The sequence below is a fragment of the Parafrankia sp. BMG5.11 genome, from assembly GCF_004337455.1.
The window spans coordinates 90,243-104,572 of record NZ_SJXI01000021.1 but is presented as its reverse complement, the minus strand read 5'-3'; the positions used below and the strand labels follow the sequence as shown (position 1 = coordinate 104,572).

Here is a 14,330-nt window from a genome sequence, read left to right as displayed (position 1 = left end):
GGAGCGAAGGGAAGTGTTCGGTGGTGGGTTCGAGCGTTGTCGCGATCGTCGGGGCCGGCCGGCTCGGCGGCGCCCTGATGTCCGGGCTGCTGCGGGCGGGGCGGACGCCGTCCGAGGTCGTCGCGGCCGAGCGCGACCCGGGCCGGGCCGCCGAGATCACCCGGCGGTACGGCGTCGAGGTGGTGGATCCCGCCGCCGCGGCGGCGAAGGCCGGTGTCGTCGTCCTGGCGACCAAGCCGCAGGACATGGGCACGGTCCTCGCCCAGCTCGCTCCGCACGTCGCGCCCGGGACGCTGGTCGTCTCGGTGGCGGCCGGGGTCACCTCGGCGTTCGTCGCCGAGCGGCTGGCACCGGGCACCCCCGTCGTGCGGGTGATGACGAACACGCCGCTGCTCGTCGGCGAGGCGATGTCCGCGGTGTGCGCCGGGCCGGGTGCCGGCGACGAGCATGTCGCCGCGGTCGAGGAGATGCTCCGCCCGGTCGGTCGCGTCGTCCGGGTGACGGAGACCCAGCTTGACGCGGTCACGGCCCTGTCGGGCAGCGGCCCGGCCTATTTCTTCTACCTGATCGAGGCGATGATCGAGGGCGGTGTGCTGCTGGGCCTGCCGCGCGCGCTGGCGGCCGAGCTCGTCGTGCAGACCGCCGCCGGATCCGCGCGCATGCTGCGCGACCCCGGCGCCGGCGACCCGGGTGACTCGGGTGACTCGGGTGACTCGGATGGCGCGGGTGGGGCCGCGGGCGAGCACCCGTCGCTGCTGCGGGAGGCGGTCACCTCGCCTGGCGGGACGACCGTGGCCGCGCTGCGGCAGCTCGACCGCGGCGGGGTACGGGCGGCCGTCCTCGACGCGGTCGAGGCGGCGTGGGCGCGTTCCCGGGAACTCGGCGCGTCCTAGCGCCGTCCCGGCACCGGCCGGGATCCGCACCGGTCGTCTTGCCGGGGGGTTCCGGCGGGTAGGCTCGCTCGGAAAAACCTCGTCAACAGATCGGTCGGGTACGTGGGTTCCGTAATCAAGAAGCGTCGCAAGCGTATGGCCAAGAAGAAGCACCGCAAGCTGCTCAAGCGGACGCGAGTCCAGCGCCGTAACAAGAAGTAGCGGCGGCGGGCCGGCGGACGCCGGGGCGGCACGGATCACAAGGGGCGCGGATCCCGGACGTGCCGCCGCGTCGTCGGCGGGTCCCTTCCGGCTGCCACGGTTCCCATCGTCAAGCCACGGTTCCCGCGGTCAGGCCCGCTCATGTCGGCCCGTTGCGGCCGCTGTCCCGGCCCGGACAGCCGAGTAACAGACCTGTTTCGCGCTGTGTGCTCGTCCATGCGGTCCTGGTGACCGTATGGCAGGCTGGTTGCAAGGTCGGCAACGACGCCGTCCGGGCACAGGGGGTCACATGGGCAGCGCGTGGATCACATTCATGTCCGACTACGGAGTGGACGGCGCCTGCGTCGGCGTCTGTCACGGGATCATCGCCCGGCACGCGCCGGACGCCCGGGTCATCGACCTGTGCCACTCGATTGCGCCGCAGGACATCGGCCAGGCGGCCGTGACGCTGGTCGGCGCGGTCGGCTACCTGCCGAGGGGAATCCACCTCGTGGTCGTCGAGCAGCTCGACGCCAGCGGCTACACCCGCGGTGTCGTCGCCCGCGCCGCGGACGGATCGACGTTCGTCGCCCCGGACAACGGCGTCGCCTCGCTGGGCTGGGAGGCCCTGGGCGGCGTCGAGGAGGCCTACGAGATCTCCAACCCGGACCTCTGGCTCCCGCTGCCCACCGCTGTCTTCCGTGGCCGTGACGTCTACGCGCCGGTCGTGGCGCGGCTCGCGACGGGCCTGCCTCCGGCCGACGTCGGCCCCAGGATCGACCCGGGGGAGCTGGTCGTCGTGGAGCCACGGGTGTGCCACGTGGACGACGACCACGTCCACGGCGAGGTGCTCTCGGTGGACCACTTCGGGAACCTCTCGTTGAACATGACCAGGGCCGAGCTCGAGGCCGCCGGCATCCTGCTCGGGGACAGGGTGGAGGTGCGCGCCGACGGTCGGCTGCTCACCATGCCCTTCGCGCACACCTACGGCGAGGTCCCGCCCGGCGAGATCGCGCTCTGCGAGGACGCGCTGCGCCAGGTCATGATCGCGGTGAACTGCGGCCGGGCGGCCGAGGTGCTGCGCCTGCGGCGCGGCGACGCCGTCGTCGTCGCCCAGGTCCCCCGGGACGGCGCCCGGATCCCGGTGAGCGCGGTGCGTGGGCTCGCCTGACGTCGGAGCGTGGTGCGCGAGCGGGTCTGACACGACTGGCATCCCGTGTCGTGCGTCGCCGACCGTAGTCTTGCTACTCTCCGTAGCTTTCCGTGTGCCTTGATGTGACGCTACGCAGCGATGAGGGTGGTGCGCGGCGTACGATGACCCCGCGAGGCCGGCCGCTGGCCGAGTCGGTAGGTCATGCCGGGGAGGCGACCATGAGGCCACGTCGCGTGCTTGTGACAGGAGTGTCGCGTCCGCTGGGCGCCGAGGTCGCGGCCGCACTCGCCGGCGACCCCGAGATCGTCGACGTGGTCGGGGTCGACACCATCGCCCCGACGGCGGATCTCGGCCGGACCCAGTTCGTTCGGGTGGACATCCGAAACCCGCTGATCGCGAAGGTCATCTCCACCGCCGCCATCGACACCGTCCTGCATCTGAGTGTGCTCGCCACGCCGCTCGGCGCCGGCGGGCGCACGGCGATGAAGGAGATCAACGTCATCGGGACGATGCAGCTCCTCGCCGCCTGCCAGAAGACCCCCGGGGTGAAGAAACTGGTGGTGAAGTCGACGACGTCGATCTACGGTTCGTCACCGCGCGACCCCGCGCTGTTCACCGAGGAGATGGAACCGCGCGGCCTTCCCGGCGGCGGTTACGCCAAGGATGCCGTCGAGGTCGAGGGGTACGTCCGAGGCTTCGGCCGGAGGCGCCCCGACATCGCGGTGACGGTGCTGCGCCTGGCGAACGTGCTCGGCCCGCGAGTGGACAGCCCGCTCGCGCGGTACCTCGACCTTCCGCTGGTCCCGACGGTCCTCGGCTTCGACCCACGGATTCAGCTGCTGCACTCCGACGACGCGATGGCGGTACTCCTGAAGGCCACCCGGGAGACCCACGCCGGCACCTTCAATGTGGCCGGGGACGGTGTGCTCCTGCTCTCGCAGGCGATCCGGCGGGCCGGGCGGCCGGCGCTGCCGGTGCCCTTCCCCGCGATCGGGTCGTTGGGCAACATCGCCCGCCGGCTGCGGCTCGTCGACTTCTCCTCCGAGCAGCTCGGGTTCCTCGCGCACGGGCGCGCGGTGGACACCACCAAGCTCAAAGAGGTGTTCGGATACGTTCCTCAGTACACGACCGTCGCGACGTTCGACAGTTTCGTCCAGGACCGCGGACTGCGGTTCACCATCGACCACGAGCTGGTCTCGCGGGTGGAGCACGGCCTTCAGGGCGTGCTCGCCCGACGCCGGCTGCTCAGCACGTCCTGATGGGCGAGCGGGACACCAGCTCGCGGAGAGGGGCCGACGTGCCGATGCCACCGGATGGACGCGCCGGTCCCCCGGGGGCGGCCGGTCCGCCGCCGCCGCGACCCGAGGGGACCAGGCGCTCGCCCAACGGGACGAGCGCGCGCGCGACCGGCGCCGCGAGTCGGACGGTCCGGCCTGGTTCCGGACGATCCGGTTCCAGCCGGGCCGGCACCGGCAGCCAGCGCGAGCCCGGAACGCGGGCGGGCCTCGACGGCCTCGATGACCTGGCCGCCCTCCCCGGCCGGGGAGGTGCCGGTGCTCTGAACGGCTCGAGCGGCCCGAACGGCGCCGACCATCCAGGCGGTGCTGACGCCGCCGGCCGTTCTCGCGGTGCCGACAGTGCCGACGGTGCCGACCGTTCACGTGATGCGGGCGGTCCGGGCAGTGCCGGTGCCGGCACCGGCACCGGCACCGCCCCTGGCGGCAAGGCGGGCCCTGGTAGCGGCGCGGATCCTGGTGGCGAGGCGGTCGGGCCACCGGCCGAGCCGGTCGCGGACGCCGGTGAGCTGGAGCGGGTGCTCGCCGAGCTGCTCGCCTTCCTGCGGCGCCGCATCACCGGGGACTACACGGTGGACGAGCACGGCTTCGACCCCGACCTGACCGAGCACATCGTGGCGCCGCTGCTACGCCCGATCTACCGGAGCTATTTCCGGGTCGAGACCCGGGGCCTGGAGAACATTCCGGACAAGGGCGGGGCGCTCGTCGTCTCGAACCACTCGGGGACGGTACCCCTCGACGCGCTGATGACCGCCCTGGCGATTCTCGACCACCACCCGGCCCACCGTCACCTGCGGATGCTGGCCGCGGACCTGGTGTTCGCCCTGCCGTTCCTCGCGCCGTTGGCCCGCAAGACCGGCAACACCCTCGCCTGCCAGGCGGACGCCGAGCGTCTGCTGGGAGCGGGGCATCTGGTCGGGGTGTGGCCGGAGGGCTTCAAGGGCATCGGCAAGCCGTTCAGCGACCGCTACAAGCTCCAGCGGTTCGGTCGCGGCGGGTTCGTCTCCGCGGCGCTGCGCACCGGGGTGCCGATCGTCCCGTGCACGGTCGTGGGCGCCGAGGAGATCTACCCGATGGTCGGCAACGCCAGGACGCTGGCGCGGCTGCTGGGGCTGCCCTACCTCCCGATCACGCCGACCTTCCCCTGGCTGGGGCTGCTGGGGCTCGTCCCGCTGCCGAGCAAGTGGATCATCGAGTTCGGTGAGCCGGTGGACACCACCGAGTACACGCAGGCCGCGGCCGAGGACCCGATGCTCGTCTTCGAGCTCACCGACCGCATCCGCGAGACGATCCAGCACACGCTGTACGGCCTGCTGATGCAGCGCCGCTCGGTGTTCTTCTGATCGCCGCGGCCCGACGGGCCTCCGTCGGGCCCGCGTCATCCTGACCGTCAGGTTCCGCCGTAGCGGCGGCGCAGCGCCATGCCGGCAGCGACGCCGCCGCCGAGGGCACCGATCCCGGCGGCCGTCGGAATGCCGATCTTGGCTGCCTTGCGTGCCGTCCGGAAGTCCTTGATCAGCCAGCCGCGCTCCTTGGCGACGGCGCGCAGGTCCGGGTCCGGGTTGATGGCCACGGGATGGCCGACGAGGGAGAGCATCGGCAGGTCGTTCACCGAGTCGGAGTAGGCCCAGCAGCGGGACAGGTCGAGGCCCTCCCGTTCGGCCAGCGCCTGCACGGCCGCGCCCTTGGCCGGCCCGTGTAGCGGCTCCCCGACGAGGTGCCCGGTGTACTTGCCGTCCGCCACCTCGCTGACGGTACCCAGCGCGCCGGTGAGGCTCAGCCGGCGGGCGATGATCGAGGCGAGTTCCACCGGGGTGGCGGTGACCAGCCAGACCCGCTGCCCGGCGTCGAGGTGCTGCTGGGCCAGGGCGTGGGTGCCCGAGTAGATCTGCTGGGCCATCCGCTCGTCGTAGATCTCCTCGCCGTAACGGACGATGTCCGTCACGCTGCGTCCGGCGACGAACGCCAGGGCCGCCTCCCGGGCGTCCCGCATCCCGTTCGGGTCCTCCAGGCCGCGCAGCCGGTAGCTGACGTGCTGCCAGCCGAACTTCAGCAGGTCACGGGAGTCGAAGAAGTCGCGGGCGGCCAGCCCGCGGGCGAAGTAGAAGATGGACGCGCCGGCCATCATCGTGTTGTCGACGTCGAAGAAGGCAGCGGCGGACTCGTCCGGCGGGGCCTTGGCCACTTCCTCGGCAGCCACCTTCAGCGCGGCCGTCGCCGCCGCCTCCGCGGCCTCGCGGCCACCCAGGTGATCCTTGCGTCGTCGCACTCTCATGGTCATCTCCGTGCCGGTCCGGTCGCCGTCGCCGGTGGCCGACCGGCCCGGTCCTGGCCACGCCCGCCGACATCCGGAGCGAATCTGGTTGCCCGGCCGCGTCGAGTGCCGCGCCGTGTGGTCAGCCTACGACCCGTGGCGCCGCCGGGACCGCATGGTGGGCCATCCGCGGTCAGTCGGCGCGAACAGTCAGTCGATGCGAACAGTCAGTCGACGCGAATGGTCTCAGCTGGTGCGAATGGTCAGCCGATGTGGCTGGTCAGCCGATGTGGCTGGTCAGTCGGTGCGCGCCGTGGGCAGATGCCGGGCCAGCGTCCGCACGGCCCGTAGCTGCAGCGCACGCACCGCGCCCTCCTTCTTGTTCATCGCCCGCGCGGTCTCCCGGACGGACAGCCCCTCGAGGAACCGCAGCGTCACGCACTCCCGCTGCTCCGGCCCGAGTGTTCCCAGCGCCTCGAGCACCTCGCGGATGTCCAGCGCGGCCAGCACCGCGTCCTCCGGGCCGGGAACGGCGGCGCCCGCGCCCGGGTGGCCGTCCGCGGCCGCGAGCAGGTCGGCGGTCGGGAACTCCAGCCGGGCCCGGCCCGAGCGGGCGAGGTCCACGATGTGGTTGCGGGCGATGGTGACCAGCCAGGCCCCGATGTCGCGGCCCTGCCACTCGAAGGTCGAGATCCGGGTCAGCGCCCGTAGGAACGTCTCGGAGACCACGTCCTCGGCCACCGCGCGGTTGCCGCCGACGCGGTAGTAGGCGTAGCGGTAGAGGAACTCGGCGTACCGGTCGTAGATGAGGCCGAAGGCCTCCCGCTCCCCGCGGATCGCCCGACCGACGAGATCGGCGTCCCTGCGCGGGTCGGGCATGCCCAGACCGTCCGCGGGACCGTCGGTGAAGGGACGGACGTCCTCCGTGTGCGGCCCGACCGGCTCGACCCGGATGGAGTGAGCGGTCGCCGTCCGGGCGGTGGCCATCGCGGCGCCCAGCAGCACCGGGAGCACGCCGAGCAGCCCTGCCCGGCGGGCGCGGGCGATCTCCGCGCGCAGGGTGGCGACGCCGACGGCCAGCGGGTCGTCGAACTGGGACGGCGCCGCCGCGGCAGGAGCCCACCGCGCCGCGGCCGGAGTGAGGCCCCGGCGCGCCGCCGCCGGGGCGAAGGTCGACCGCGCCGCGGCCGGGGCGAGTGCCCACCGTGGCGCCGCCGGTCCCGCGGGCAGGGTGGCCGGTGCCGCGGGCAGGCGCATGCGGGCTCCCGAACATGGACGTCGCGGGCGGTCGCGATCTTCGCGGGCGAGGGGTGGGGCCGGGTCACTGCCGTGGTGCTCTGGTGACCTGCCGTCGTGTCGCGGTTACCTGGTGTGTTGGCATGGTGGCGCGTAGTACTTCGGTGCCGGCCGCGGTACGGAGGATGGCCGGACAACGACTCCACCATAGTCGCCGAGTAGCTGGCTGTAGCCGGTTGGCTGACGGCGGGGACCGGGAACCGTACCGTGAGCCCGGTTACCGGCGACCGTCGGGGCGGCCTCGCAGGGGCGGTATCCCTGCTGTGGCGGGGGACTATCGTCGATGAGATGACCGAGGTCGCCGCCGGGACGTCCGGGCCCAACCGCGAACAGGGCCCCCAAGGGGCCACATCGACTCCCGCGCATGTCGCCGGTGACCACGTCACCGCCGACAGCCCCGCCGGTGACGGTGCCGCCGGGGGCGAGGTGCCCGGCGTCCGGATCACCCTGCTCACCCGGGTGGGCTGCCACCTGTGCGACGACGCGCGCCAGGTGATCGAGCGGGTGAGCGCCGATGTCGGGGCCGGCTGGCGGGAGCTCGACGTCGACGCCGACCCGCGCACGGCGGACACCTACGGCGACCGGGTCCCGGTGATCCTGGTCGACGGCCGGGAGCACGGCTACTGGCGGGTGGAGGAGCAGCGGCTGCGGCGCGCGCTCGCCGGCGACCGGTGGTCCTGGCTGACCGGCAGGTCCGGTGGCTCAGGCCGGTCCGGCAGGAGCCCCGCATCGGGAACTTCGTGAATCCCTTCACGAAGTCGTAGACTCGACGGGTCCGCAGATGCGGTCGTCGGCCGCGGTGACCGCCGGGTCGGGCGCGCCCGTTCGGCCCGCACCGGCCTCCGGGCCGGCTTCGCGGCCGCCGTTGAGGCCGGCTTCGAGGTCGGAATCAGGACCGGCCCAGAGGTCGGCATCGGGCGGTAGTGCCGCCGGCCCGCACTGTCGAGCAACGTCGGGAGCCGCGGATGGGTCAACCTCGGCGGGGTGCCGGGCGGGTACCGGGGCGGTCGCCGGTGCCCGAGGCGACAGTGGCCAGGTTGCCCCTCTACCTCCGTGTGCTGACGGCGCTCGGCGAGCGCGGCGTGCACACGGTGTCCTCGGACACGCTCGCCGCGACCGCCGGCGTGACGTCGGCGAAGGTACGCAAGGACCTCTCCCAGCTCGGCTCGTACGGCACGCGCGGAGTCGGGTACGACGTGGGTGTGCTCCTTGAGTGCATATCGGCCGAGCTCGGCCTGACCGAAGACCGCTCGGTCGTTCTCGTTGGCGTGGGTAACCTCGGGCATGCACTTGCCGGATACGGCGGCTTCCATGCCCGAGGGTTCCGCATCGCGGCATTGGTGGACGCCGATCCGTCCAGGGTGGGTGAGCGGGTCGGTGAGGTCGTCGTTCGCCCGGTCGACGAGCTGGAGGCGGTCATCGAGGACTGCCAGGTGACCATCGGCGTGATCTCCACGCCGGCGGCCGCGGCGCAGAGCGTCTGCGACCGCCTCGTGGCAGCGGGCGTGACCAGCATCCTGAACTTCGCCCCCACGGTGCTTTCGGTGCCCGAGGGAGTGGATGTGCGTAAGGTCGACCTTGCCCTGGAACTGCAGATTCTCTCCTTTCACGAAGCGCGTAAACGTCCGTCGCCAGGCCGGGCCCCCGGCGCGGGGGGCGTGGTGGTCGGCGATCAGCCGGGGTCGGGCGGATTCGTGGATGACGAGGCTGGTGAGGTCGTGCGGATGACCCGTCGGATGGTGCCACCGTCACCCTTGGCGCAGCCTTCACCGCTGGCGCAGCCGGTGGCGCGGCAGTCGCGGGCGGCACAGGCGGCGCAGGCGCCGGAGGCGGCACGGATGGCGCAGGCGCCGGAGGTGCCGATGCCGGCCGCCACTCACGGGGGTGAGGCGGAGTGAGCCTGCTCGCGGTGGGCCTGAACCACCGGACGGCCCCGACCTCGCTGCTCGAGCTCGCCGCGGTCTCCGCCGACGACGCGCCGAAGGTGCTGCACGATCTCGTCGCGGCGGATCATCTCAGCGAGGCGGTGCTGCTCTCCACCTGCAACCGCACCGAGATCTACGCCGAGGTGGAGACCTTCCACGGCGGCCTGGCCGACATCTCCGACCAGCTGAGCCGCGTGTGCGGGGTACCGCTGACCGATCTCGCCTCGCACCTGTACGTCCACCATGAGGCCCGCGCCGTCAGCCACCTCTTCTCGGTGGTCTGCGGCCTCGACTCGATGCTGGTCGGCGAGACGCAGATCCTCGGCCAGGTCCGCGCCGCGTTCCGGCTGGCCCAGTCTGCCGAGGTGACCAGCGGCACGCTCGCCAACCTGTTCCAGACCGCGCTGCGGGTCGGCAAGCGGGCCCACACCGAGACCTCCATCGACGCCGCGGGGGCCTCGATCGTCTCGGTCGGCGTCCGGATGGCCGCCTTCGACCTGCAGGCCCGCCGGCCGGACATGCTCGTCGCGCCCGTCGCGTCCCCCGGATGCGACCCGGGTGACGCGGTGGAGGCGCTGCTGCGCCCCGAGCTGACGGCCCCGGTCGAGGTGACGGGCCCCGCCCCGCTCGCCGGGGCCCGGGTGCTGATCATCGGGGCCGGCGCGGTCGGTTCGCTGGCGGCCCAGACCGTGCGCCGGGCCGGCGCCGGTGACGTCGTCGTCGCGAACCGGACGGCGGCCCGCGCGGCCCGGGTCGCCGATCTGCACGACGCCCGCGCGGTCGGGCTGGCCGAGATCGCCCACGAGGTCGGCCGCGCGGATCTCGTGATCTCGTCGACCGGAGCCTCCGGGCTCGTCGTCGGCCACGACGTGGTGCGCGCCTCGCTGGCGGGCCGCGGCGCCCGGCCGCTGGTCTTCCTCGACCTCGCGCTGCCGCGCGACATCGACCCGGCGGTGCGCGAGCTCCCCGGGGTGACCCTGATCGACATCGAGGCCCTGCGGGTCGCCCTGGACGGGGCGCAGGTGGCCCATGACGTGGAGGCCGTCCGGGCCCTCGTGACCACCGAGGTGGCCGGGTTCCTCGACCGGCGGCGTGCCGAGCGGGTCGCCCCGACCGTGGTGGCGCTGCGGGCCCACGCGGCGGCGGTGGTGCGCGACGAGCTGGACCGGCTGCGCACCCGCCTGCCCGACCTTGACAACCGTGAGTGGGACATGGTCTCCGGCACTGTGCGGCGGGTCGTCGACAAGCTGCTGCACGCGCCCACGGTGCGCGTCCAGCAGCTCGCCGAGGCGCCTGGCGGTGACTCCTACGCCGAGGCCCTGCGCGAGCTCTTCGACCTGCCGCGTGACGTGCCGGCCATCGTCTCCGCCCCTGATCTGGATCTGGTGGAGAGAACGTGACAGTGACCCGAGGGCCCGAGGCACGAGCACACGCGCTCCTGGCGCGGCGGCCGCTGCGACTGGGCACCCGGCGTTCCGCGTTGGCGCGGGCCCAGTCCGAGAAAGTGGCCGAGACGCTGCGGACCCGGCTGAGCCGGCCCGTGGAACTCGTCCCGATCGTTACCGCGGGTGATCAGTCGCAGGTGGCGATCACCCAGATCGGTGGAACGGGCGTCTTTGTCAGCGCGCTGCGTGACGCCCTGCTCGCCGGTGAGATCGACCTCGCCGTCCACTCGCTCAAGGACCTGCCGACGGCCACCCCGGACGGACTCGTCCTGGCCGCCGTCCCGCGCCGGGCCGACACCCGGGACGTCCTCGTCTCGCCCAGCGGCCGGCGCCTGAGCGAGCTGGGTCCGGGCGCGCGGGTCGGGACGGGGTCGCCGCGGCGGGCCGCCCAGCTGCTCGCGCTCGGCCACGGCTTCGAGGTCGTCCCGATCCGCGGCAACGTCGACACCCGGATCAAGAAGGCCATCGACGGCGAGGTGGATGCGGTGGTGCTCGCGCACGCCGGCCTCGACCGCCTCGACCGCCTCGACGCGGTCACCGAGATCATCTCACCCGAGGTGATGCTGCCCGCTCCCGGGCAGGGCGCGCTGGCGATCGAGTGCGTGCGCACCCCGGCCGGCGGCGGACCAGCCCACGACCAGACCGGACCAGAAGCGGGCCGGGGCTTCGATGAGGGACTCGCGGAGCTGCTACGGTTTGTGCTCGACGACGCAACGTCCTCCGTCGCGGTCCGAGCCGAGCGTGCCTTCCTGGCGGGCATCGAGGCCGGTTGTACCGCTCCGGTAGGTGCTCTGGCCCACGTGCTTCCGGGTACCGACGCACGCCCGGTCGCGGGCGGTGACGATGCGCCCGCCGTGGGTGAGATCCGCCTGCGGGCGGTGGTCGCCGCGCCGGATGGAGGCAGGGTCCTGCGGCGCGAGCTCACCGGTTCTGCCGTCGACCCGGAGGCGCTCGGGCAGCGCCTCGCGGACGAGCTGTTGTCCGCCGGAGCACACACGCTGATGGGAACAAGCTGAGCATGGCCACCCGACGTACCAAGAAGCCCGTGTCCCCGGTCGCGCTTGTGGGCGCCGGTCCCCGTGATCCGGGGCTGCTCACGGTCCTCGCCGTGGAGACTCTCACCGCTGCCGACGTGGTGGTCGCCGACCCGGACGTACCGTCCGAGGTGGTCGAGTCGCTGTCGGCCGAGGTGCTGCGGATCGGTGACCTCGACGCCCCGAAGCCGGTGCGGGACGCGGAGGCCGCGACCGCCGCGGTCGTCAGCCGGGCACGGGCCGGGGACAAGGTCGTCCGGCTCTACGCCTCGGACCCGTGGCTGACCCGGATCGGCGCGGCGGACGCGCAGTCGCTGGCCAAGGCCAAGATCCCCTACCGGGTGGTTCCCGGTGTCTCGACCTCCGCCGCGGTCGCGACCTACGCCGGTGTCGCGCCGGGCAGCCCGGTCACCTTCGCCAGCACGTCGGGTGTCTTCTCGTCCTCGGGTTCGGTCGCCTCGGCCTCACCGTTCGGCGTCGGCGACCCGGTCGGCCCGCTCACCCCGCCCCCCTTCGGGACGTCCCGCCTCGGCGGCCGGTCGATGCCGAGCCTCGGCGGCGGCCCGCTGGGCGTAGGCGGCGGCTTCGGCGCGCCCCTCGGCCTGGGCACCCCTACCGGCTTCGGTGGTCTCGGCGTGCCCACCACACCGGGCGACGTCGACTGGGGCGCGCTCGCGCAGGCCCCCGGCACGCTGATCGTCACCGCCGGCCCCACCGAGATCGGCAAGGTGGCGACCGCGCTGGTCGAGCACGGCCGCGCCGGTGACACCCCCGTCGCGGTCACCGTCGACGGCACGACCACCGACCAGCGCACCGTCACCTCGACCCTCGACCGGATCGAGGCCGACGTCGCGCCGATGCTCAACGCCACCGCGAACCCGCCGAACGAGGTCATCATCTCCGTCGGCCCGGTCGTCGCGACCCGGGCGAAGCTGTCCTGGTGGGAGACCCGCGCCCTGTTCGGCTGGACGGTGCTGGTGCCCCGGACGAAGGAGCAGGCGGCGATCCTCTCCGACTCGCTGCGCGCCCACGGGGCGAGTCCGCTGGAGGTGCCGACGATCGCCGTCGAGCCGCCGCGGACGGCCGCGCCGATGGAGCGCGCCATCACCGGGCTGGTCTCCGGCCGCTACCAGTGGGTCGCCTTCACCTCGGTGAACGCCGTCAAGGCGGTGCAGGAGAAGGTCGAGGAGCGCAGCCTGGACGCCCGCGCCTTCGCCGGCGTCAAGGTCGCCGCGATCGGCGAGGCCACCGCGGACGCGCTGCGCGCCTTCGGTATCCGCCCCGACCTGGTGCCCGCCGGCCAGCAGTCCAGCGAGGGCCTGCTCGAGGACTGGCCCGAGTTCGACGAGTCGCTCGACCTGCTCGACCGGGTTCTCCTGCCGCGCGCCGACATCGCCACCGACACCCTCGTCGCCGGCGTCAAGGACCGCGGCTGGCAGGTGGACGACGTCACCGCCTACCGGACGGTGCGCGCCGCGCCGCCGCCCGCGCCGATCCGCGAGGCCCTCAAGGGCGGCCGGGTCGACGCGGTGGTCTTCACCTCCTCCTCCACGGTGCGCAACCTGGTCGGAATCGCCGGCAAGCCCCACGAGACCACCGTCATCGCGGTGATCGGCCCGGCGACGGCCGCGACCGCCCAGGAGCTCGGCCTGCGGGTGGACGTCCAGGCGACCGAGGCGTCGATCCCGTCGCTCGTCGCGTCGCTGGCGGAGTTCGCCGCCGAGCACCGCGAGGAGCTCGGCAAGGTCGGCCCGCTCGCCGCCAGGCTGCCCAAGCCGCGCCGGGGTTCCCGGCGGTGATCGCGGGGCCCGGGCGGTCGGCCGTCGGTTTCCCCGTGGCGCGCCCGCGGCGGCTGCGCCGCGGGGCCGCGCTGCGGCGGATGGTGGCCGACGTCCGGCTGCATCCCGCCGACCTCATCCTGCCGATGTTCGTCCGGGAGGGTGTGCCCGAGCCGGTCCCGATCTCCTCGATGCCCGGCGTCGTGCAGCACACCCGTTCCTCGCTGCGCAAGGCGGCGGCCGAGGCGGCCGCGGCCGGCGTCGGCGGCATCATCCTGTTCGGCGTGCCCGAGCACAAGGACGCCCGCGGCTCGTCCGCCGACGACCCGGCCGGCATCGTCCAGCTTGCCATCGCCGACCTCGTGTCCGAGGTCGGCGGCGACACGGTGATCATGGCCGACCTCTGCCTGGACGAGTACACCGACCACGGTCACTGCGGCCTGCTCACGGCCACGGGCGAGGTCGACAACGACGCGACCCTCGTCCGCTACGGCGAGATCGCGCTGGCCCAGGCCGCCGCCGGCGTCGAGATGATCGCCCCCAGCGGCATGATGGACGGCCAGGTCGCGGCGATCCGCACCGCGCTGGACGGCGGTGGCCACACCGACATCCCGATCATGGCCTACTCGGCGAAGTACGCCTCGGCCTTCTACGGCCCGTTCCGGGAGGCCGCCCTGTGCGCCCCCCAGTTCGGCGACCGGGCCGGCTACCAGCAGGATCCAGCCCGCTCGGCCGGTGAGGCGCTGCGCGAGGTGGAGCTGGACCTGGCCGAGGGCGCGGACGCCGTGATGGTGAAGCCCGCCCTGGCCTACCTGGACGTCCTGCGCGCGGTCGCCGACTCCGTGGACGTCCCGGTCGCCGCCTACCAGGTCTCCGGCGAGTACGCGATGGTCGAGGCCGCCGCGGCCAACGGGTGGCTCGACCGCGACCGGGTCATCATGGAGACGCTTACCGCCATCCACCGGGCGGGAGCCGACATCATCCTCACCTACTGGGCGGCCGAGGTCGCGGAGCGGCTGGCCTCCCGCCGCTAGCCTCCCCGCCACCAGCCCCCGGCCGCCGCCAGGTTCGGGCCGC

Annotated in this window: 13 protein-coding genes; 11 read left to right on the top strand and 2 right to left on the bottom strand. The window is 73.5% G+C overall.

What is annotated here, in order from left to right; translation table 11 throughout:
* Window positions 1-20: 20 nt before the first annotated feature.
* The 5 genes from proC to E0504_RS52100 all read left to right on the top strand — a co-directional run bounded on the left by proC (window position 21) and on the right by E0504_RS52100 (window position 4,864).
* A complete protein-coding gene (gene proC / locus E0504_RS16770; RefSeq protein WP_112104688.1) occupies window positions 21-893 on the top strand; it encodes a pyrroline-5-carboxylate reductase in 873 nt (290 codons plus the stop codon).
* A 102-nt stretch (window positions 894-995) separates the two neighbouring features.
* A complete protein-coding gene (locus tag E0504_RS16765) occupies window positions 996-1,094 on the top strand; it encodes a 30S ribosomal protein bS22 (RefSeq protein WP_003948845.1) in 99 nt (32 codons plus the stop codon).
* A gap of 313 nt (window positions 1,095-1,407) precedes the next feature.
* Entirely contained in the window at window positions 1,408-2,244 is an 837-nt protein-coding gene (locus E0504_RS16760; RefSeq protein ID WP_235013575.1) for an SAM-dependent chlorinase/fluorinase, read from the top strand.
* A gap of 200 nt (window positions 2,245-2,444) precedes the next feature.
* Entirely contained in the window at window positions 2,445-3,485 is a 1,041-nt protein-coding gene (locus E0504_RS16755) for an NAD-dependent epimerase/dehydratase family protein (RefSeq protein WP_131625075.1), read from the top strand.
* Window positions 3,486-3,523: 38 nt separating this feature from the next.
* Window positions 3,524-4,864, top strand: coding sequence for a lysophospholipid acyltransferase family protein (locus E0504_RS52100; RefSeq protein WP_373693907.1), 1,341 nt, complete (start codon window positions 3,524-3,526; stop codon window positions 4,862-4,864).
* 47 nt (window positions 4,865-4,911) lie between these two features.
* Here the strand turns inward: E0504_RS52100 and E0504_RS16745 are convergent, their stop codons facing one another.
* Together E0504_RS16745 and E0504_RS16740 are read right to left on the bottom strand one after the other, a co-directional pair.
* Window positions 4,912-5,796, bottom strand: a complete 885-nt coding sequence (locus tag E0504_RS16745) for an HAD family phosphatase (RefSeq protein WP_020463559.1) — start codon at window positions 5,794-5,796, stop codon at window positions 4,912-4,914.
* Window positions 5,797-6,072: 276 nt separating this feature from the next.
* Window positions 6,073-7,032 carry a sigma-70 family RNA polymerase sigma factor gene (locus tag E0504_RS16740; RefSeq protein WP_112104685.1) on the bottom strand — a complete coding sequence of 320 codons (960 nt, stop codon included), beginning with the start codon at window positions 7,030-7,032 and terminating at the stop codon, window positions 6,073-6,075.
* Between the two features lie 246 nt (window positions 7,033-7,278).
* On the opposite strand from E0504_RS16740, the gene E0504_RS16735 reads away from it, so the two are divergent.
* The 6 genes from E0504_RS16735 (at window position 7,279) to hemB (ending at window position 14,287) form a co-directional block, all read left to right on the top strand.
* The gene (locus E0504_RS16735) at window positions 7,279-7,815 is read left to right on the top strand and encodes a glutaredoxin family protein (RefSeq protein ID WP_243657526.1); all 537 of its coding nucleotides are present in this window, start codon (window positions 7,279-7,281) and stop codon (window positions 7,813-7,815) included.
* A gap of 221 nt (window positions 7,816-8,036) precedes the next feature.
* Entirely contained in the window at window positions 8,037-8,969 is a 933-nt protein-coding gene (locus E0504_RS16730; RefSeq protein WP_071066483.1) for a redox-sensing transcriptional repressor Rex, read from the top strand.
* On the top strand, window positions 8,966-10,396 hold the full coding sequence (locus tag E0504_RS16725) for a glutamyl-tRNA reductase (RefSeq protein WP_071066482.1): 1,431 nt from the start codon (window positions 8,966-8,968) through the stop codon (window positions 10,394-10,396). Before E0504_RS16730 ends, E0504_RS16725 begins: the two co-directional genes overlap by 4 nt.
* Entirely contained in the window at window positions 10,393-11,457 is a 1,065-nt protein-coding gene (gene hemC, locus E0504_RS16720; protein WP_112104683.1) for a hydroxymethylbilane synthase, read from the top strand. Before E0504_RS16725 ends, hemC begins: the two co-directional genes overlap by 4 nt.
* Window positions 11,458-11,459: 2 nt before the next feature.
* Window positions 11,460-13,274 carry a uroporphyrinogen-III synthase gene (locus tag E0504_RS16715; protein WP_112104682.1) on the top strand — a complete coding sequence of 605 codons (1,815 nt, stop codon included), beginning with the start codon at window positions 11,460-11,462 and terminating at the stop codon, window positions 13,272-13,274.
* On the top strand, window positions 13,271-14,287 hold the full coding sequence (hemB, locus tag E0504_RS16710) for a porphobilinogen synthase (RefSeq protein WP_112104681.1): 1,017 nt from the start codon (window positions 13,271-13,273) through the stop codon (window positions 14,285-14,287). Before E0504_RS16715 ends, hemB begins: the two co-directional genes overlap by 4 nt.
* Window positions 14,288-14,330: the final 43 nt, after the last annotated feature.

Bases quoted from the DNA above. Each gene is read 5' to 3' on its own strand.
- E0504_RS16760 (WP_235013575.1), top strand. From the start codon at position 1,408: ATGTCCGACTACGGAGTGGACGGCGCCTGCGTCGGCGTCTGTCACGGG.
- E0504_RS16755 (WP_131625075.1), top strand. From the start codon at position 2,445: ATGAGGCCACGTCGCGTGCTTGTGACAGGAGTGTCGCGTCCGCTGGGC.
- E0504_RS16745 (WP_020463559.1), bottom strand. From the start codon at position 5,796: ATGAGAGTGCGACGACGCAAGGATCACCTGGGTGGCCGCGAGGCCGCG.
- E0504_RS16740 (WP_112104685.1), bottom strand. From the start codon at position 7,032: ATGCGCCTGCCCGCGGCACCGGCCACCCTGCCCGCGGGACCGGCGGCG.
- E0504_RS16730 (WP_071066483.1), top strand. From the start codon at position 8,037: ATGGGTCAACCTCGGCGGGGTGCCGGGCGGGTACCGGGGCGGTCGCCG.
- E0504_RS16715 (WP_112104682.1), top strand. From the start codon at position 11,460: ATGGCCACCCGACGTACCAAGAAGCCCGTGTCCCCGGTCGCGCTTGTG.